The organism is Aquimonas sp., from assembly GCF_044377145.1.
In the GTDB taxonomy this organism is placed as follows: domain Bacteria; phylum Pseudomonadota; class Gammaproteobacteria; order Xanthomonadales; family Xanthomonadaceae; genus Aquimonas.
This window is the reverse complement of the sequence record NZ_JBILJQ010000030.1, coordinates 16,050-32,030: the sequence shown is the minus strand read 5'-3', so window position 1 is coordinate 32,030 and position 15,981 is coordinate 16,050. Positions and strand designations below refer to the sequence as shown.

The window sequence follows — 15,981 nt, the reverse complement described above, 5'->3', positions numbered from 1 at the left end:
CATGCGCCAGTTCCTGTTGTTCTGCGTCAGCGGTGGGCTGGCTTTCGGCGTCGACGCCGGCTTGACCCAAGCCTGGGTGAGCCTCGCGGGGCTTGATCCGTGGAGCGCGCGGGCGCTTGCGTTTCCGGTGGCCGTAACCTGCACCTGGTTGTTCAATCGCCATTTCACCTTTCGCCCGCAGCGGCCGCTGTCGTTGCCGCGTGAGTGGCTGCTGTACGTCGGCACCCAGCTCGGCGGGCTGAGCATCAACCTCTTGACGTATGCCGTGCTGGCGGCGCTGCTGCCGCTGGTGGCGCGCTGGCCGGTGCTGGGCGTGGCTGCCGGTTCAGTGGCTGGACTGCTGGTGAACTTTCTTGGAGCCAAACATGTCGCCTTTGCCGATCGCGCCTGAGCCATCTGCCTCCGCGCGGCGCGCGGAGTGGCAGCGCATCGCGCTCAGTCTGCTGCTGCTGAAGTGCGCGCTGCTGTTGCTTGACCCGAACCTGCGCATCTTCATGGGCGACTCGGGCAGCTATCTGCATGGCGCGCTGACCGAATGGATCCCGCCGGACCGCAGTTTCACCTACCCCTGGCTGGTGTATGTGAGCGCGGTGTTCGCGCAGTCGGCGTTCGCGCTGGTGCTGCTGCAGAGCCTGTTCGGCGTCTGCACCGCCCTGCTGCTTTTCTGGATGCTGCGCCGCGGCGCGCAACTTCCGTTTGCGTGGGCCGCTGCACCTGCACTGCTGCTGGCGGTGGAGCCCGCGCAGCTGTTCTACGAACGCATGCTGATGGCCGAAGCCGCCGGCTTGCTGGCCTTGATGGGCTGCGTTGCCAGCGTGCTGGCCTACGTGCGCAGCGGACAGCTGCGCTGGGCGGTGCTGCTGGTTCTGGCCGGGCTCGTAGCCGTATCGATGCGGATGAGTGCGTTGCCGGTGGTGCTCGGCATGACCGCGCTGGCGCCCGTGCTGCGCGCGCACGCGCGCCACTCGATCGAAGACCCGGGTCGACCGCTGCTTGCAGTGCTGCGTCTCGGCCTGCACCTGTTCCTGGTGCTGGCGATGACCGTGGCAGCCCATGCCGCCTACAAGCACGCCTATGGCGCGCTTACCGAAGGCAAGCCCGAGTACATGCGTGAGCAGGGGCGGATGCGTCTGGGTCTGGTGGCGCCGCTGGTCAAGCCTGAGCATCTGCAGCGCTTTGGTCTGCCCGCTGAGCTGCTGAACCAGCTCGGTCATCCGCTGATCGATCACCGCACGCGCGAGCTGCAGATCTGGAGCAATCAGGGCCTGTGGGCGCAGATTCGCGACGCCCAGCCGCCGGCGGGCGCCGACGCAGTGGCCGGCAAGATCGCCGTGCGCGCGCTGCAGGGCGACCCGTTGGGGCTGTTCCGGATGGGTGGCGCGACCCTGCTCGACTACTTCGACAGCCCGTTGGCGCTGGCTCGCCTGCGCAACGATGCCGGTGACGTCGCCCCGAACCCGGGCATGATCCGCGACCTGCGGACCCATCTGCGCTACGACGCAAGCGATCTGTACGCGCGGCCCGGCGTCGTGGCCCAGGTGTTTCTTGGCAGCCGCTGGTGGTTGACCGCCGTGCTGTTCGCGCTGGCCCCGCTCGCGCTGGCGGTGATGTGGCGTTACCGTCAGCCGGGCCAGGCGCGGAGCGCCGCCTGGGTGATCGGGTTCGCGGGCCTCGGCTTGTTTGCCAGCCACCTGCTGTTTTCGCACATCGTCTCGTTCCGCTATCTGCACCCGATGCCGGCGTTCGTGCTCGCCAGCCTGGCCCTGCTGCTGGCGCCGCGCCGGGCCGCCAGCCCGCGTTCGTCCGACGTGGCATGAGCCGCACCGCCGCAGCGCGCGTGTGGCTTGCGCCGCTGCTGACGGTGCTCTCGCTGTTGCTGTTCGTCGTCCTTGCGACTCAGAGTTTGGGCTGGCTGGGTCCGTACTACGACGAGTGGATCTTCGTGCCGGTGTCGCTGCGTTTTCTCGGCGAATGCGAGCTCGATGCCGCAGTGGGAATCGCCAAGGGCTGCGTGCCCTTGATGCAGTCGCCGCCCTATGTCGGCGTGATCAAAGCCGCGCTGATGGCGCCGGTGTTTGCCGTGTTCGGCGTCGATGCCTGGAGCGTGAGGCTACCGCCGATCCTGCTCACGGCCTTCGTGTTGTGGCGATTCCAGCGCTTTCTGTCGCCGCGGATCGGCGCCTGGGCTGTGCTCGGTTTGCTGTTGATGGCGGTTGACCCAGTGCTGATCGAGCACGCGCGCTTTGACTGGGGGCCGTTCGTGGTTTCCAACCTGTGCAAGCTGCTGGGCTTGGCAGCGCTGTGGCGCTGGCTGGAATCGGGCCGATCGCTCGATCTCGCCTTGGCGCTGGTGCTTTGCATCGTCGGCCTGCTCGACAAACTCAGCTTCGTCTGGGTGGCGTTCGCCTATGTGTTTGCCGTGGTGCTGACCCAGCCCGATTGGCTGCTGACGCGACTGCGTGCGCTGCCGCGGGTGCAGACGCGGATGCTGGCCGGCGCGGCCGTGTTCATGCTGTTGATCGCCTGGAAGCTGATTCTCCCCGCGCTGAGGATCGAGTTGCCCGGCTTCGAACAGCCGCTGGGGCCGATCGAGCGCTTGCTGCGCGTGCTCGACCTCTACGATCTCAGTTTCGCCGGCCTCGCGCTGCGGCGCTGGGTGTTTGGAGTCGACCTGGTTGTGCCACTGTGGCCGCGACTACTGCTGGGCCTGCAGTGCGCCGCTGCGCTGGGGCTGCTGTGGTGGCGGCGGCGGGAGTACGCCAAGGACCGCGGCCCACTGCGTTTGCTGGCGATGTTCACCGCCATCATCTTCGGTCTGCTGCTGATGCTGGTCGCCACCCGCGAGGTTGGCGGCTCGCACCATCTGGTGGTGCTGTGGCCGTTTCCGCTGCTGCAGGCGCTGGCCATGATTGCCTGCGTGCCCGGGACCATTCGCGCGGGCGCGGCACGGCGAGTCGGCGTAGCGGCGGCGCTCGCGCTGATCCTGCTGCCGGCCGCGCGAGGTCTGCTGACTTACCGCGATGCGCTGCCGCTGTGGGCGGGCGAGCGGGCGGTGCGTGGACATTTCGATCCGGTGCTTTACGATGTGGCGGCTGCATTGGCCGAGATCGATGCAGACAGCGTGATCTCAAGCGAGTGGGGCTTGCACCATGGCCTGCTCAGCTTGGCGCGGCCTGCGGATCGGCTCAAGTATCGCGACTGGACCTGGCGGCTGCTGCAGGGCCCTGAGACAGATCCAGCGGCAACGGCGGTCCTGCATCAGCGGTTTATCGCGAACCGCCGAGTGGTCTGGCTCAGCTATCGCCGCAGCAAGGGCGAGCCGGCCACACACCGCGGCGCCGACTATCTGCACGCTTGGCGAGCCTGTCTGGAGAGCTCGCAGGTGCACGTGGGCAGGCGCTCCGACGTCGAAATCGAACTGCAGGTGCTGAGCTTCGGTAGCATGCCGTGCCGATCCCAAGCCCCGACCGCCAAACCTGGGGCCGTCACCCCGACCGCGCGCTGACGCACAACCGTTAGGCGTGCGTCAGCGCTTTCTTCCTTTGCACGAGCTTCTGCCCCTTGTCGACATCACTGATCTCCGTTGTCTCGCCCGTGTACGGTTGCGCCGACTGCATCGAACGCCTGTGCGAGCGCGTGTTTGCTGCGGTGTCGCAGGTGGGCGCGGACTGCGAGCTGGTGCTGGTTTGCGATGCCAGCCCGGACAATTCCTGGCAGCGGATCTGCGAGGTCGCGGCCGTGGACTCCCGCGTGGTCGGGCTGCTGCTGAGCCGAAACTTCGGACAGCATGCAGCGATCTCGGCCGGGCTGGCGCAGTCTCGCGGTGATTGGGTGGTGGTGATGGACTGCGACCTGCAGGACTCGCCGGAAGCCATTCCTCAGCTGATCGCACGCGCGCAGCAGGGCTTTGACGCCGTGGTCGGTGAGCGCGTGCAGCGCCGCGACAGTGTGTTCAAGCGCGGCGCGTCGCGCGCCTTCTACGCCACGCTGTCCTACCTGACCGGTGAGCGCCACAACCCGCAGACGGCAAATTTCGGCGTCTACAGCCGGCGCTTGGTGAACTCGGTCCTGCGCATGCCCGAGGCCGGGCGCTTCTTTCCGCTGCTGGTGCGCTGGGTGGGCTTCCGCCAGACCAGCCTGCCGGTCGCGCATGCCGAGCGCGAGACGGGACGCAGCGGCTACAGCTTCGGTCGCGCACTGCGGCTTGCGCTGGACACGATCCTGAGCTTCTCCGACCGACCGCTGCGGCTGGTGGTCCGACTGGGCCTGATCTTCGCCCTGCTGTCGTTCCTGATGGTCGCCTATAGCGTGGTGCGTTATGTGGCCGGTGATATCGCCGTGGCAGGCTTCACCAGCATCGTCGCTTCGGTCTGGCTGGTGGGCGGTGCGATGATCGCAAGCCTGGGCGTGGTCGGGCTGTATGTCGGCCGGATCTTCGGCGAGGCCAAGCGTCGCCCGCACTATCTGGTGGCAGAGAGCTTGAATGTGCCGGAGCGGGCAGGGCACGCGCGCGAATCGAATCCGGATGCGCCGTTGTGACCTCACGCCCCGATCTGATCGCCTATTCCGAATCCGAGAGCCGCCGCTTTGCTCTGAAGCTGGGGCGCGCAAGCGCTGCCGCCGTGGCAGACCCGACGCAGTTCCGCGACGAGATCGTCGACGGTGTTTGGGACGCGGTGATTCTGCGCATTCCTTGCGGCAGCGAGCGCGTTGCGGCGCAGCTCCGCGCGCTTGGGCTTGAGCCCTTGCAGGCCGACACCCTGGTGACCTGGCAGGCTGACCTGCAGTCGATCGCGGTGCCGGTACCGGAGGCGCCTTCGGGCTGCAGCCTGCGGCCTGCCAGCTCGGCCGACACCGATGCCATCGCTGCCCTGGTGCATGGCGTGTTCGCGCGCTATCCCAATCACTACGCCGCCAACCCCTTGCTCGATCCCGCGCTCGCGCTGGAGGGCTATGTGGAGTGGGCGTTGAGCCATGTCGACCACGCGGATCGGCTGTGCTGGCTGGCGATGGTCGACGGCGAGGTCGCAGCCCTGGCCTGCAGCAGTCACGCAGCCGCCGCTGGCGAGGCGGTGGGCGTTCTGCATGGAGTCGACCCCAGGGTTGGCGGCCGCGGCATCTACAGGTGGCTGATCGAAACCAGCCTGCAGCACTACCGGCAGCTCGGCTACCGGGTCTTCAGCATCGCCACCCAGGTCGGCAATCGCAGCGTGCAGCGGGTCTGGGGCCGGCTCGGTCTGGAGCTTGAGAAGGCTGAGGCGACCTTCCATCTGATGCCACTGCTCGGTCGCGCCAGCGCGTCGGCGGAGCTCGGTGCTTTCCCGTGCGAGAGCTTCGATGAAGCCCTGCAGTCGTTCTGGCAGCGTCACCACGAGTGGCAGGGGAAATCTGCCGGGCGCAGCAGCCTGAGTGCAGCCGCAGACGCACTGCCGGAGGGCCCCTTCGGCATGCGCGGCCTGCGCTTTGGTCGTGGCGGCCGTGCCGTCAGCGTGCTGATCGGCGCGGTCGGCCGGCCAGTGGCATGGATCCACACCGACCTGAACCCCGATTGACAAGGACATCCCGTGGGCTATCTGTTCATTGCGCTGACAATCCTGCTGACCGTCTACGGCCAGCTGGCGATCAAATGGCAGGTCAATCTGGCCGGCCCGCTGCCGGAGGCACCTGTGGCGCAGCTCGAGTACCTGCTGCGTCTGCTGCTGAACCCCTGGGTGATCACCGCAATCGCCGCCGCGTTCGGCGCGATGGTCTGCTGGATGGGGGCGATGACCAAGTTCGAGCTGAGCAAGGCTTACCCGTTCATGGCCGCGAACTTCGTGCTGGTGGGGGTGGCATCGGTGTGGCTGTTCAATGAGCAGGCGAGTTGGGCGAAACTGGCTGGCGTGGGCTGCATCGTCGTTGGGCTGGTGGTGATGGCGCGGGCCTGAGCAATCCACATGCCGGGTCACTGCATGGCCCGCTGCAGCTGTGTGTCTGACTTCCGGCGCCGTCGTGCTCGCGACGGCGCTCTTTTCTACTGATTCCGAGAATTCTTGCCAAGGATTAGCACCGTGTCGACGATTCCCTTCAACAAGCCCTACATGACCGGCCGCGAGCTGTGGTTGATCGCTCAGGCGCATGCGCGTGGGCATCTGTCCGGCGACGGCGAGTTCACCAAGCGCTGCCACGCCTGGCTGGAGCAGAACACCGGCAGCCACCGCGCCCTGCTCACGCACTCCTGCACCGCGGCGCTTGAAATGGCCGCGCTGCTGCTCGACCTGCAGCCGGGTGATGAGGTGATCCTGCCGTCCTATACCTTTGTTTCCACCGCCAACGCTTTCGTGTTGCGCGGGGCGGTGCCGGTGTTTGTCGACATCCGCGCTGACACCCTCAATCTCGATGAGACCCTGATCGAAGCCGCGATCACTCCGCGCACGCGGGCGATCTGCGTTGTGCATTACGCCGGGGTTGGCTGCGAGATGGACGCGATCATGGCGCTGGCTGACCGCCACGGCCTGGCGGTGATCGAAGATGCAGCCCAGGGCGTGATGGCCAGCTACCGCGGCCGCGCGCTGGGAAGCATCGGCCGCTTCGGTGCGCTCAGTTTTCACGAGACCAAGAATCTGATCTCCGGCGAGGGCGGTGCCTTGCTGGTCAACCGCGCCGAGGATGCCGAGCGTTCCGAAGTGATCCGCGAGAAGGGCACCAATCGCAGCAAGTTCTTTCGCGGTCAGGTCGACAAGTACACCTGGGTCGACATCGGCTCGTCCTATCTGCCCAGCGAGCTGATTGCCGCTTTTCTGGCCGCGCAGATGGAGCAGGCCGAGTCGATCACGGCGCAGCGTCTGCAGCTGTGGGACCGATACCACGCCGCTTTCGCCGAGCTTGAAGCCGAGGGCTGGATCCGTCGACCGATCATTCCTGCGCACTGCCAGCACAACGCGCACATGTATTACCTGCTGTTCCACTCCATCGCAGAGCGCACCGCCGCGATCGAGGCACTGAATGCGCAGAGCATCCGCCCGGTCTTCCACTACATCCCGCTGCACAGCGCGCCCGCCGGTCTGCGCCACGGCCGCACGCCAGCGCCGATGCCGGTCACCGACCGCGTCAGCGACTGCCTGCTCCGATTGCCCCTGTGGCTGCCGGATCTGGAGATCGAGCGCGTCATCGCCGCCGTGCTGGCACACGCAGGCCGGCGCTGATGCTCACTGCGCTCAGGCGCGGTTTGCCGGGCCTGCTGGTGCTGGTCGTGCTGGCGCTGAGCTGGGCCAACGCAGCGCGTTTCTCGGCATGGGTCGCCAACCCGCTGGCGCATGCGGACAGCTGGTATTTCGTCGACGCCTTTCTTGAGCCCTGGGATGCCGGTGAGCTGAGCTGGCGAGAGTTCTTCGTCAAACGCGGGCAGGACGATCACGCCCAGCCACTGCATCGTCTGGCCCTGCTCTGGAACGCGGAGACGCAGTCGCTCGATTTCGCGTTCGAAGCGCGCATCGGTCTGGCCGGCTTGAGCGCCTGCCTGCTGCTGTTGCTGGGTCTGTCCCTGCTGCATTTGCGCGCGGCTGGAGTGCGCCTGCGGGCCCTTTCCGTCCCCTTGGCCTTGAGCCTGGCCCTGCTGCCGGCGGCGGCGTTCTCGCTCAACTCGCATGAAATCTACTACTGGTCGCTGGTGGCGTTCTTCTACGTGTCCCTGCTGCCCGCGCTGGGTCTGATGGCCTGGGTGTGTTGGCAGTCGATAGCACCTGCGCGCCCAGCGGAAGGCGCCCCAGCGAAAGCCCCGCAGCGCCCTGCAGTGCACTGGCTGCAGTCGATGCTCAGCTGGCTGCTCACCGTGCTCGGCTGCATCGTCGTGCAGGTGGCCTTGGACGGAGCGGGCATGCTGGTGGTGGCAGCCCTGCTTGCGGTGCTGTTCGCTTCGGTTCTGCTGGGTTCCTCATGGCGGCGCTGCGCCGGCTTGGGCATCGCCCTGCTGATCGGTCTGGTCGCCTACCGCTGGACCTACGCGGCCCTGTTCCCAGACATCGGTGCCGGCGCTGGCGGTGGTGCCTGGGCGGCAGTGCAGGTGCTGCTGCAGCGTTGGGATGAAGCGGTCCAGTGGTTGCTGCTGCCGGCCGGCAGTGCGCTGGTCCATCCGACCCATCTGCAGATCTGGTTTCCCGATGGTGGCGCAATCGCCCTGCAGTGGTTCTCTGGCTCGATCGGGCTGGTGCTGCACGCCGCGTTCTGGATCAGTTGGTGGCGCCAGCGCGCGCCCGTGCCGCTGGCGCGGTTCGCGGCCGCCCTGATGCTGCTGAGCTATGGCATGGTGCTCGGCATCCTGCTGTCGCGGGTGCCGCAGTTCGGCACCGACTATCTGCTGCAGATGCGCTACATCGCGTTCTACCAGCTCGCCACCATCGCGATGATCCTGCAGATGCTGGTGGTGCTTTCGCGCCGCACCGATACCGGCGTCAAAGCTCGCCGCTCCCAGGTTTTGGTCTTCGTGCTGGCGTTCGCCTTCTTCGGGCTGCAGTACGCGCTCACCGAGCGGGCCTGGCAGCACGGCGTCCACATCCGGCAGTACTCGCTGTCGATGGCGAGCAATCTGCTGTGTCTGGCCGATCATCCCGGGCTGCAGACGCCGCAGTGCGTGCCCGGATTGGGTGCCTGTGACTACCCCATGGACGTTCGCGAGCGCCTGCTGGGCCTGCTTGAGCGCCGCCAGCTGAACCTGTTTGCGCCTGGATTTCTCGAAACCCACGACATGCAGACTGCAGCAGGCGCCACCACCTGCCTGCTGCCTTCGCCCTAGTCAACACGCGGGCGCTGGCTCACCCGAGCCTTGTCCGCCGGCGGCTGCGTGGCGGAGGCGCGTGCTAGAATCGCGAGCTTCGCACGGCGCCTTCCCGGGCTTGCTGGCGGCCTTTGCGGGCTGACGGCAGGGTCCCCGGCGCCCGCACCCCAAACCCGCCCGGGCGCGCTGCCGGGCCTTATAGACCGAGACCCCGCATGGCAGAGCTGGCGAAGGAAATCATCCCCGTCAATATCGAAGACGAGATGCGCAGGAGCTACCTCGATTACGCGATGAGCGTGATTGTGGGCCGCGCACTCCCGGACGCGCGAGATGGTTTGAAGCCGGTGCATCGGCGCGTGCTGTACGCCATGAACGAGCTCGGCGCGCACAGCAACAAGCCGTACTACAAGTCGGCGCGTATCGTCGGTGACGTGATCGGTAAGTTCCATCCGCATGGCGACCAATCGGTGTACGACACCCTGGTGCGCATGGCCCAGCCGTTCTCGCTGCGCTACCTGTTGGTCGATGGCCAAGGCAACTTCGGCTCGGTCGACGGCGATAACGCCGCGGCGATGCGTTACACCGAAGCGCGCATGTCCAAGCTCGCCCACGAGCTGATGGCGGATATCGACAAGGACACGGTCGACTTCCAGCCCAACTACGACGAGAAAGAACTCGAGCCCACGGTGATGCCGACGCGGGTGCCGAACCTGCTGGTCAACGGCAGCTCGGGCATCGCGGTCGGCATGGCGACCAATATCCCGCCGCACAATCTCACCGAGATCATCGACGCGACCATCGCGCTGATCGAAGACCCCGAGATCGGCATCGAGGGCCTGATGCAGTTCGTGCCCGGCCCGGACTTTCCCACCGCCGGCATCATCAACGGCTCGGCCGGTATCCACGAGGCCTACCGCACCGGCCGCGGGCGCATCTACGTGCGCGCCAAGGCCGATATCGAAGTCGACGACAAGACCAATCGCGAAGCGATCATCGTCACCGAGCTGCCCTACATGGTGAACAAGGCGCGGCTGATCGAAAAGATCGCCGAGCTGGTGAAGGAGAAGAAGCTCGAAGGCATCAGCGAGCTGCGCGATGAGTCCGACAAGGACGGCATGCGCATCTTCATCGAAGTGCGCCGCGACGCCGCCGCCGATGTGGTGCTGAACAACCTCTACCAGCAGACCCCGATGGAGTCGGTGTTCGGCATCAACATGGTCTGCCTGCTCGACGGTCGCCCGCGTCTGCTGAACCTGAAGGAGATGCTGGAAGCCTTTGTCCGCCATCGCCGCGAGGTCGTTACCCGCCGCACCATCTTCGAGCTGCGCAAGGCGCGCGAGCGCGCCCACATCCTCGAAGGCCTGACCGTCGCGCTGGCCAACATCGACGAGATGATCGAGCTGATCAAGACCTCGGCCAGCCCGCAGGAAGCGCGCGAGCGCATGCTGGATCGCCGCTGGGAGCCGGGCCTGGTGCGGGCGCTGCTGGGCGCTGCCGGTGCCGATGCCTCGCGTCCGGAAGACCTGCTGCCCGGCCTTGGCCTGCACGACAACGGCTACCAGTTGTCCGAGGCCCAAGCCAAGGACATCCTCGAAATGCGTCTGCATCGCCTGACCGGACTGGAGCAGGAGAAGCTGACCGAGGAATACAAGAAGCTGCTGGACATCATCCGTGGCCTGATCGAGATCCTCGAAGACCCCGCACGCCTGCTCCAGGTGATCCGCGACGAGCTGACCGACCTGCGCGAGAACTACGGTGATGCCCGACGTACGGTCATCCAGCCGAACATGGAGGACCTCAACATCCTCGACCTGATCGCGCCCGAGGATGTGGTCGTCACCCTGAGCCACGCCGGCTACGTCAAGCGCCAGCCGCTGACGACCTATCGCGCGCAGAAGCGCGGTGGTCGCGGCCGCTCGGCCACGGCGATGAAGGAAGAGGATTTCATCGAGCGCCTGTGGGTGGTCAATACCCACGACATCCTGCTGAGCTTCACCAGTTCCGGCCGCGTGTTCTGGCCCAAGGTCTACCAGCTGCCCGAGGCTGGCCCGAATGCGCGCGGCCGACCGATGGTGAACTTCGTGGCGCTGGAGCCCGGCGAACGCATCCAGGCTGTGCTGCCGGTGCGTGATTTCCCGGAAGGCCAGTTCGTGCTGTTCGCCACCGCGCGCGGCATCGTCAAGAAGACCCCGCTGACCGAATTCGCCTTCCAGCTGCAGCGCGGCAAGATCGCGATCAATCTGGAAGACGGTGATTCGCTGGTCGGCGTTGCGCTGACCAATGGCGAGTCCGATGTGATGCTGTTCGCCTCCAACGGCAAGGTCAGCCGCTTCGACGAAGGCACCGTGCGCCCGATGGGACGCACCGCGACCGGCGTGATCGGCATGCGCCTGGCCGAGGGTGAGCAGCTGGTGTCGCTGATCTGCGTGCAGGGCGAGCTCGACGTGCTGACCGCCACCGCCAATGGCTTCGGCAAGCGCACGCCGCTGGAAGAGTTCCCGAAGAAGGGCCGCGGCACCCAGGGCGTGATCGCGATCCAGACCACCGATCGCAACGGCAACCTGGTCAGCGCGGTGCAGGTCGAAGAGGCCCAGCAGGTGATGCTGATCAGCGATCAGGGCACCCTCGTGCGCACCCGCGTCACCGAAATCGCCCGCGTCGGCCGCAACACCCAGGGCGTGACCTTGATCCGCCTCGGCAAGGGCGAGCAACTGGTGAATGTGGAGCCGGTGCCGGCGTTTGAAGAGGATGAGGTTGAGGGTGAGGCTGTCGCGCTGCCGCTTGGCGCGGACGATGCCGGGGCGGTTGCGCCCGATTCCAGCGCGGCCGGTATAGGCGGAACGGAGCCGTCGGCTGAAGGCTCTGCACCGGGTCCCGAGGCCTGAGGTCGGCGCCCGGTTTACGCCACACCGAGACATCACCGGCGGTGACTTGTTCACTGCCGGCTGTTTTGGCACAGTCGAGGGCTGGCGCTTGCCAGCCCTCGCTGTTTGCGCGGGTTCATTGACTGGAGCGGGACATATATGACTCTCGATTCGTACCCGCGCGTGCTGGAATCGGCCGCGCAGTGGCATACGCAGCTGGCTGCGATCAAACGCGACAACCCTGCGGTCGACTTCAGCTGGTACGGCTATGACATCCTGGCCAATCTCTGGCATATCGAAGGGCTGCTTGGCAGCGAACACGGCAGCTTGTTCGCGCAGCTCGCCGGCCAGCCGGTCGCCGACATCGGTGCTGCCGATGGAGATCTGGCGTACTTCATGGAGCGTCTTGGCTTCGAGGTCGATGTGCTGGATTGGCCGTCGACCAATTGGAACGGCCTGCTTGGCGCGCGCCGTCTGCACCAGCTGCTGGAGTCAAACGTCGGAATCCACGAAGTCGATCTCGACAGCCAGTTCAAACTGCCCCGCGAGCGCTACGGCCTAGTGTTCCTGCTTGGCATCCTTTACCACCTGAAGAACCCGTTCTTCGTGTTGGAGAAGCTGGCTCGGCATACGAGCTACTGCTTCATCAGCACCCGGATCGCCCGGAACACGGCAGGCGGGGACTTGAATCTGGAGCAAGCGCCGGTGGCCTACTTGCTCGATCCGCAGGAATGCAACAACGACGCTACCAATTTCTGGATCTTCTCGATGCCGGGCCTGAAGCGGCTGTGCGACCGCTGCGGCTGGGACGTGGTCGCCGAGCGCAGGGTGGGCAATGTCGTTACCTCGAATTCCTCTTCGCCGGATCATGATGAGCGCGCTTTTCTGTTGCTACGCAGTCGCCACGTCTGAGCCGCTGAACGTTGCATAGAGGCGCCGTTCCGAGCTTGGATGCCGGTACTCGAAAGCAGCGTTCTCGGTTCGCTTCGCACGCAAGACCAAAACCAGCGACTCAGCGCAATTCCACATCCACATAAGCTTGCTCGATCGCGCGCTCAAGCGCGGCGAATACCTCGCGTGCGGATTCGAACTCGCGGCGCAGGCCGGGCAGGGCGCGGATGAGCTCCTGTTCTTCGGGGGAACCCATGGTGGCCTTGGCCAAGGTCATCCCGGCTTTGAGGTAGCGGGCACGGTGTTCGGCAACGACCCGCGCCAGGTCCATGATCTGCTGGCGTTCGATCTTGTCGATGTCGCGATGGATGATCTCGCGGTTGATCTTGCGGATCTCGCGCTCGATCTCCTGCAGCGCGTAGCGGTGGCGTTTCAGCAGGGCGTCTTCGTCGTCGTTGGCGAACATGGGGGCTCCCGGGGCGTGCAGCGGATGCGGACGGTGCATGCAAGTTCTGCGCTTGCGCCTTGCGTCAAGCCGGCGCGATCGTCCACCACCGCCCAGCCTTTCGCAGGGGGCACGATCGCGACGGCCAGCTATGCTTGCAGGCGATTCCCGATTCCCGATTCCCGATTCCCGACTACCAGCCCTCAGCCGGAGCCCGCAATGCCCCAGTCCAGCCTGTATGTTCTGCCGCCGCCGGCGACACCGTGCCTCGCCATCGACGGCAGCGAGCAGTTTTTCCCGGTACGGCGCATCTACTGCGTGGGCCGCAACTACGCCGAACATGCGCGCGAGATGGGGGCGGATCCGAGCCGCGAGGCGCCTTTCTTTTTCATGAAGCCGGGTGATGCCGTGGTGGCCGATGGCGCGCGCCTGGCCTATCCAGGGCAGACCCAGGATCTGCACTACGAGGCCGAACTGGTGGTCGCGATCGGCGGCAGCGGTGAGAACCTGAGCGCGGAGCAGGCCAAGGCGCTGGTATTCGGCTACGCGGTGGGCCTGGACATGACCCGCCGCGATCTGCAGGCGCAGGCCAAGAAGGGCGGCAAGCCCTGGGATATGGCCAAGGGCTTCGACCGCTCGGCGCCGTGCAGTGCGATCGTGCCGGCGGCGCGGATCGGCCATCCAAGCGCTGGACGCATCCAGCTGCACCAGAACGGTGAGCTGCGCCAGGATGCCGATATCGCTGATCTGATCTGGTCGGTGCCTGAGCTGCTGGCGAATCTCTCAAGCTTTGTGCGGCTGGAGCCGGGTGATCTGGTGTTCACTGGCACGCCGGCCGGCGTGGGCCCCTGCGTCGCCGGCGACGCGCTGGTGGCTTCGGTCGACGGAGTCGGCAAGGTCAGCGTCCAAATCGTCGAGCGCTGAACGAATGTCTGACCTGCGTTCGGATGTGCTGATCATCGGCGGCGGCCATAACGGCCTGGTCTGCGCCACGTATCTGGCCAAGGCCGGGCTGTCCGTGCGGGTGCTCGAACGGCGCGGTGTGGTCGGCGGCGCGGCAGTCACCGAGGAGTTCCATCCGGGTTTCCGCAATTCCACCGCCAGCTACACGGTGTCCCTGCTGCACCCGAAGGTGATCCGCGATCTCGACCTGCACGGCCACGGCCTGCGCATCGTCGAGCGTGAGCTGGGCAACTTCCTGCCGCTGCCGGATGGCCGCTATCTGAAGGCGGGCGAGGGGCGCACGCAGGCTGAGGTCGCCAAGTTCAGCGCCCGCGACGCCGAGCGTCTGCCGGCCTATGGTGAGCATCTCGACCGCGTCGCCGGCCTGCTGCGTGAGATGGCGCTGCAGACGCCTCCGAATGCCGTCGAGGGTGGTTTTCTGAAGGCCGTACCCGAGCTGCTGAAGGCCGCAGGGCTGGGCCGCCGGGTTGCCGGCATGGGGCTGGAGGCGCAGCGCGATCTGCTCGATCTGTTCACCGATTCGGCCGGTGCCTACCTCGAACGCTGGTTCGAGTCCGAGCCGATCCAGGCGCTGTTCGGTTTCGACGGCGTGGTCGGCAACTACGCCAGCCCCTACTCGGCCGGCAGCGCCTATGTGCTGCTGCATCACGTGTTCGGTGAGGTCAACGGCAAGCAGGGCGTGTGGGGACATGCGATCGGCGGCATGGGCTCGATCACTCAGGCGATGGCGCTGGCGGCCAAGTCGGTCGGCGTCGATGTGCGGCTGAACCAGGCCGTGGATGAAGTGCTGGTCGAAGCCGGACGGGCGGTGGGCGTGCGCACGTCCACTGGCGAGGTGCTGCGCGCGCTCTGCGTGGTGTCGAATCTCAACCCGAAGCTGCTGTTTAATCGGCTGCTGCCCGCGGCTGAACTGGGCGCCGACTTTGCCGAGCGCATGCGGGCCTATCGCTGCGGGTCCGGCACCTTCCGCATGAACGTGGCGCTGAGTGAGTTGCCCGACTTCAGCTGCCTGCCCGGGCGCGAACGCGCTGAGCACCACACCGCCGGGATCATCATTGCGCCGAGCCTGCGCTACATGGAGCAGGCCTTCTTTGATGCCCGCACCCGCGGGTGGTCGCAGCAGCCGATCGTCGAGATGCTGATTCCATCGACGCTGGACGACAGCCTCGCGCCTGAGGGCGCACATGTCGCCAGCCTGTTCTGCCAGCACGTCGCGCCCGAGCTGCCGGACGGCCGTCGCTGGGAGGACCATCGCGATGAAGTCGCGCGGCTGATGATCGATACGGTCAACGCCGCGGCACCGAACTTCAAAGCCTCGGTGCTGGGCTTCCGCGCGCTATCGCCGTGGGATCTGGAGCAGGAGTTCGGCCTGATCGGCGGCGACATCTTCCACGGCGCGCTGAGCCTGAACCAGCTGTTCTCGGCACGGCCGGTGCTGGGCCACGGCGACTATCGCGCGCCGATCAAGGGCCTGTACCTCTGCGGCTCCGGCAGCCACCCCGGCGGCGGCGTCAGCGGTCTGCCCGGTCACAACGCGGCGCGCGAAGTACTGCGGGACCGCGGTCGCGGCTGGTGAGGTCGGCCGCAGGCAAGATCGGCGTTGCGCATGTCGAGCGCAAACGGCGTGGGGCTGACTTCAAACCGTGGCTTCGCTTGGCCGCGCACTCCCGCGCTGCCTGCCGTGGATCTTCGCGTAGTCGAGCTCTTGAATGTCCCGAGCGGCGCTGCCTGCCACGGCGCGCGGCTCGGCGTTGGCATCGTGAGCCCGCTGCATTTGGTGTGTCGCTTGCATCAACTGCACGCGACAGGCGGACCTTGAGTTCGACCCTCAGGCGTCATCGATGAGGCCTGATTCGAAGCTTCCAAAACTCAAGCTCCACCAGCAGGCGAGGAAGGCCTTCAGCCCTGCGGTGATGGCAGGCTTGGTCGGGCTGCTTGGGCTTGTCATTGTTCTGATCGCCGCTTCGCTGCCGATCAGCATGGTCGATCAGGGCGACTACCCGCGCGCCGTGTCGCGGATCATCGGCGAGCCGCTCGCGCCTGGCGAAGACGCTGCAGCCGATGCG

Annotated in this window: 14 protein-coding genes; 12 read left to right on the top strand and 2 right to left on the bottom strand. The window is 66.4% G+C overall.

The window, feature by feature from the left end; genetic code table 11:
* The first annotated feature begins 1 nt into the window (after nt 1).
* The 10 genes from ACIQ7H_RS10870 (at nt 2) to ACIQ7H_RS10825 (ending at nt 12,528) form a co-directional block, all read left to right on the top strand.
* Nucleotides 2-391, top strand: coding sequence for a GtrA family protein (locus ACIQ7H_RS10870; RefSeq protein WP_395791291.1), 390 nt, complete (start codon nt 2-4; stop codon nt 389-391).
* Nucleotides 366-1,817, top strand: a complete 1,452-nt coding sequence (locus tag ACIQ7H_RS10865) for a hypothetical protein (protein ID WP_395791289.1) — start codon at nt 366-368, stop codon at nt 1,815-1,817. The genes ACIQ7H_RS10870 and ACIQ7H_RS10865 overlap by 26 nt, the downstream gene beginning before the upstream one ends.
* Nucleotides 1,814-3,505: an ArnT family glycosyltransferase gene (locus ACIQ7H_RS10860; RefSeq protein ID WP_395791287.1), complete on the top strand. Its 1,692-nt coding sequence runs from the start codon at nt 1,814-1,816 to the stop codon at nt 3,503-3,505. Before ACIQ7H_RS10865 ends, ACIQ7H_RS10860 begins: the two co-directional genes overlap by 4 nt.
* 56 nt (nt 3,506-3,561) lie before the next feature.
* Nucleotides 3,562-4,539: a glycosyltransferase family 2 protein gene (locus tag ACIQ7H_RS10855; protein ID WP_395791285.1), complete on the top strand. Its 978-nt coding sequence runs from the start codon at nt 3,562-3,564 to the stop codon at nt 4,537-4,539.
* Nucleotides 4,536-5,552 (top strand): GNAT family N-acetyltransferase, encoded by a 1,017-nt coding sequence (locus ACIQ7H_RS10850; protein WP_395791283.1) that lies wholly within the window; start codon nt 4,536-4,538, stop codon nt 5,550-5,552. The genes ACIQ7H_RS10855 and ACIQ7H_RS10850 overlap by 4 nt, the downstream gene beginning before the upstream one ends.
* Nucleotides 5,553-5,564: 12 nt before the next feature.
* Nucleotides 5,565-5,927, top strand: coding sequence for an EamA family transporter (locus ACIQ7H_RS10845; protein WP_395791281.1), 363 nt, complete (start codon nt 5,565-5,567; stop codon nt 5,925-5,927).
* Between the two features lie 123 nt (nt 5,928-6,050).
* A complete protein-coding gene (gene rffA / locus ACIQ7H_RS10840; RefSeq protein WP_395791279.1) occupies nt 6,051-7,184 on the top strand; it encodes a dTDP-4-amino-4,6-dideoxygalactose transaminase in 1,134 nt (377 codons plus the stop codon).
* Nucleotides 7,184-8,770 carry a hypothetical protein gene (locus ACIQ7H_RS10835; protein WP_395791277.1) on the top strand — a complete coding sequence of 529 codons (1,587 nt, stop codon included), beginning with the start codon at nt 7,184-7,186 and terminating at the stop codon, nt 8,768-8,770. The genes rffA and ACIQ7H_RS10835 overlap by 1 nt, the downstream gene beginning before the upstream one ends.
* Nucleotides 8,771-8,967: 197 nt before the next feature.
* Nucleotides 8,968-11,637 carry a DNA gyrase subunit A gene (gyrA, locus tag ACIQ7H_RS10830; protein ID WP_395791275.1) on the top strand — a complete coding sequence of 890 codons (2,670 nt, stop codon included), beginning with the start codon at nt 8,968-8,970 and terminating at the stop codon, nt 11,635-11,637.
* A 138-nt stretch (nt 11,638-11,775) separates the two neighbouring features.
* Nucleotides 11,776-12,528 (top strand): class I SAM-dependent methyltransferase, encoded by a 753-nt coding sequence (locus ACIQ7H_RS10825; RefSeq protein WP_395791273.1) that lies wholly within the window; start codon nt 11,776-11,778, stop codon nt 12,526-12,528.
* Nucleotides 12,529-12,628: 100 nt separating this feature from the next.
* Here ACIQ7H_RS10825 and ACIQ7H_RS10820 read toward each other — a convergent pair whose 3' ends face one another.
* Complete coding sequence (locus tag ACIQ7H_RS10820; RefSeq protein ID WP_395791271.1) at nt 12,629-12,973, bottom strand: hypothetical protein; 345 nt, start codon at nt 12,971-12,973, stop codon at nt 12,629-12,631.
* Nucleotides 12,974-13,171: 198 nt separating this feature from the next.
* On the opposite strand from ACIQ7H_RS10820, the gene ACIQ7H_RS10815 reads away from it, so the two are divergent.
* Entirely contained in the window at nt 13,172-13,876 is a 705-nt protein-coding gene (locus ACIQ7H_RS10815; RefSeq protein WP_395791269.1) for a fumarylacetoacetate hydrolase family protein, read from the top strand.
* A 4-nt stretch (nt 13,877-13,880) separates the two neighbouring features.
* The gene (locus tag ACIQ7H_RS10810; protein WP_395791267.1) at nt 13,881-15,491 is read left to right on the top strand and encodes a phytoene desaturase family protein; all 1,611 of its coding nucleotides are present in this window, start codon (nt 13,881-13,883) and stop codon (nt 15,489-15,491) included.
* Nucleotides 15,492-15,743: 252 nt separating this feature from the next.
* Here the strand turns inward: ACIQ7H_RS10810 and ACIQ7H_RS10805 are convergent, their stop codons facing one another.
* The gene (locus ACIQ7H_RS10805) at nt 15,744-15,896 is read right to left on the bottom strand and encodes a hypothetical protein (RefSeq protein WP_395791265.1); all 153 of its coding nucleotides are present in this window, start codon (nt 15,894-15,896) and stop codon (nt 15,744-15,746) included.
* Nucleotides 15,897-15,981: the final 85 nt, after the last annotated feature.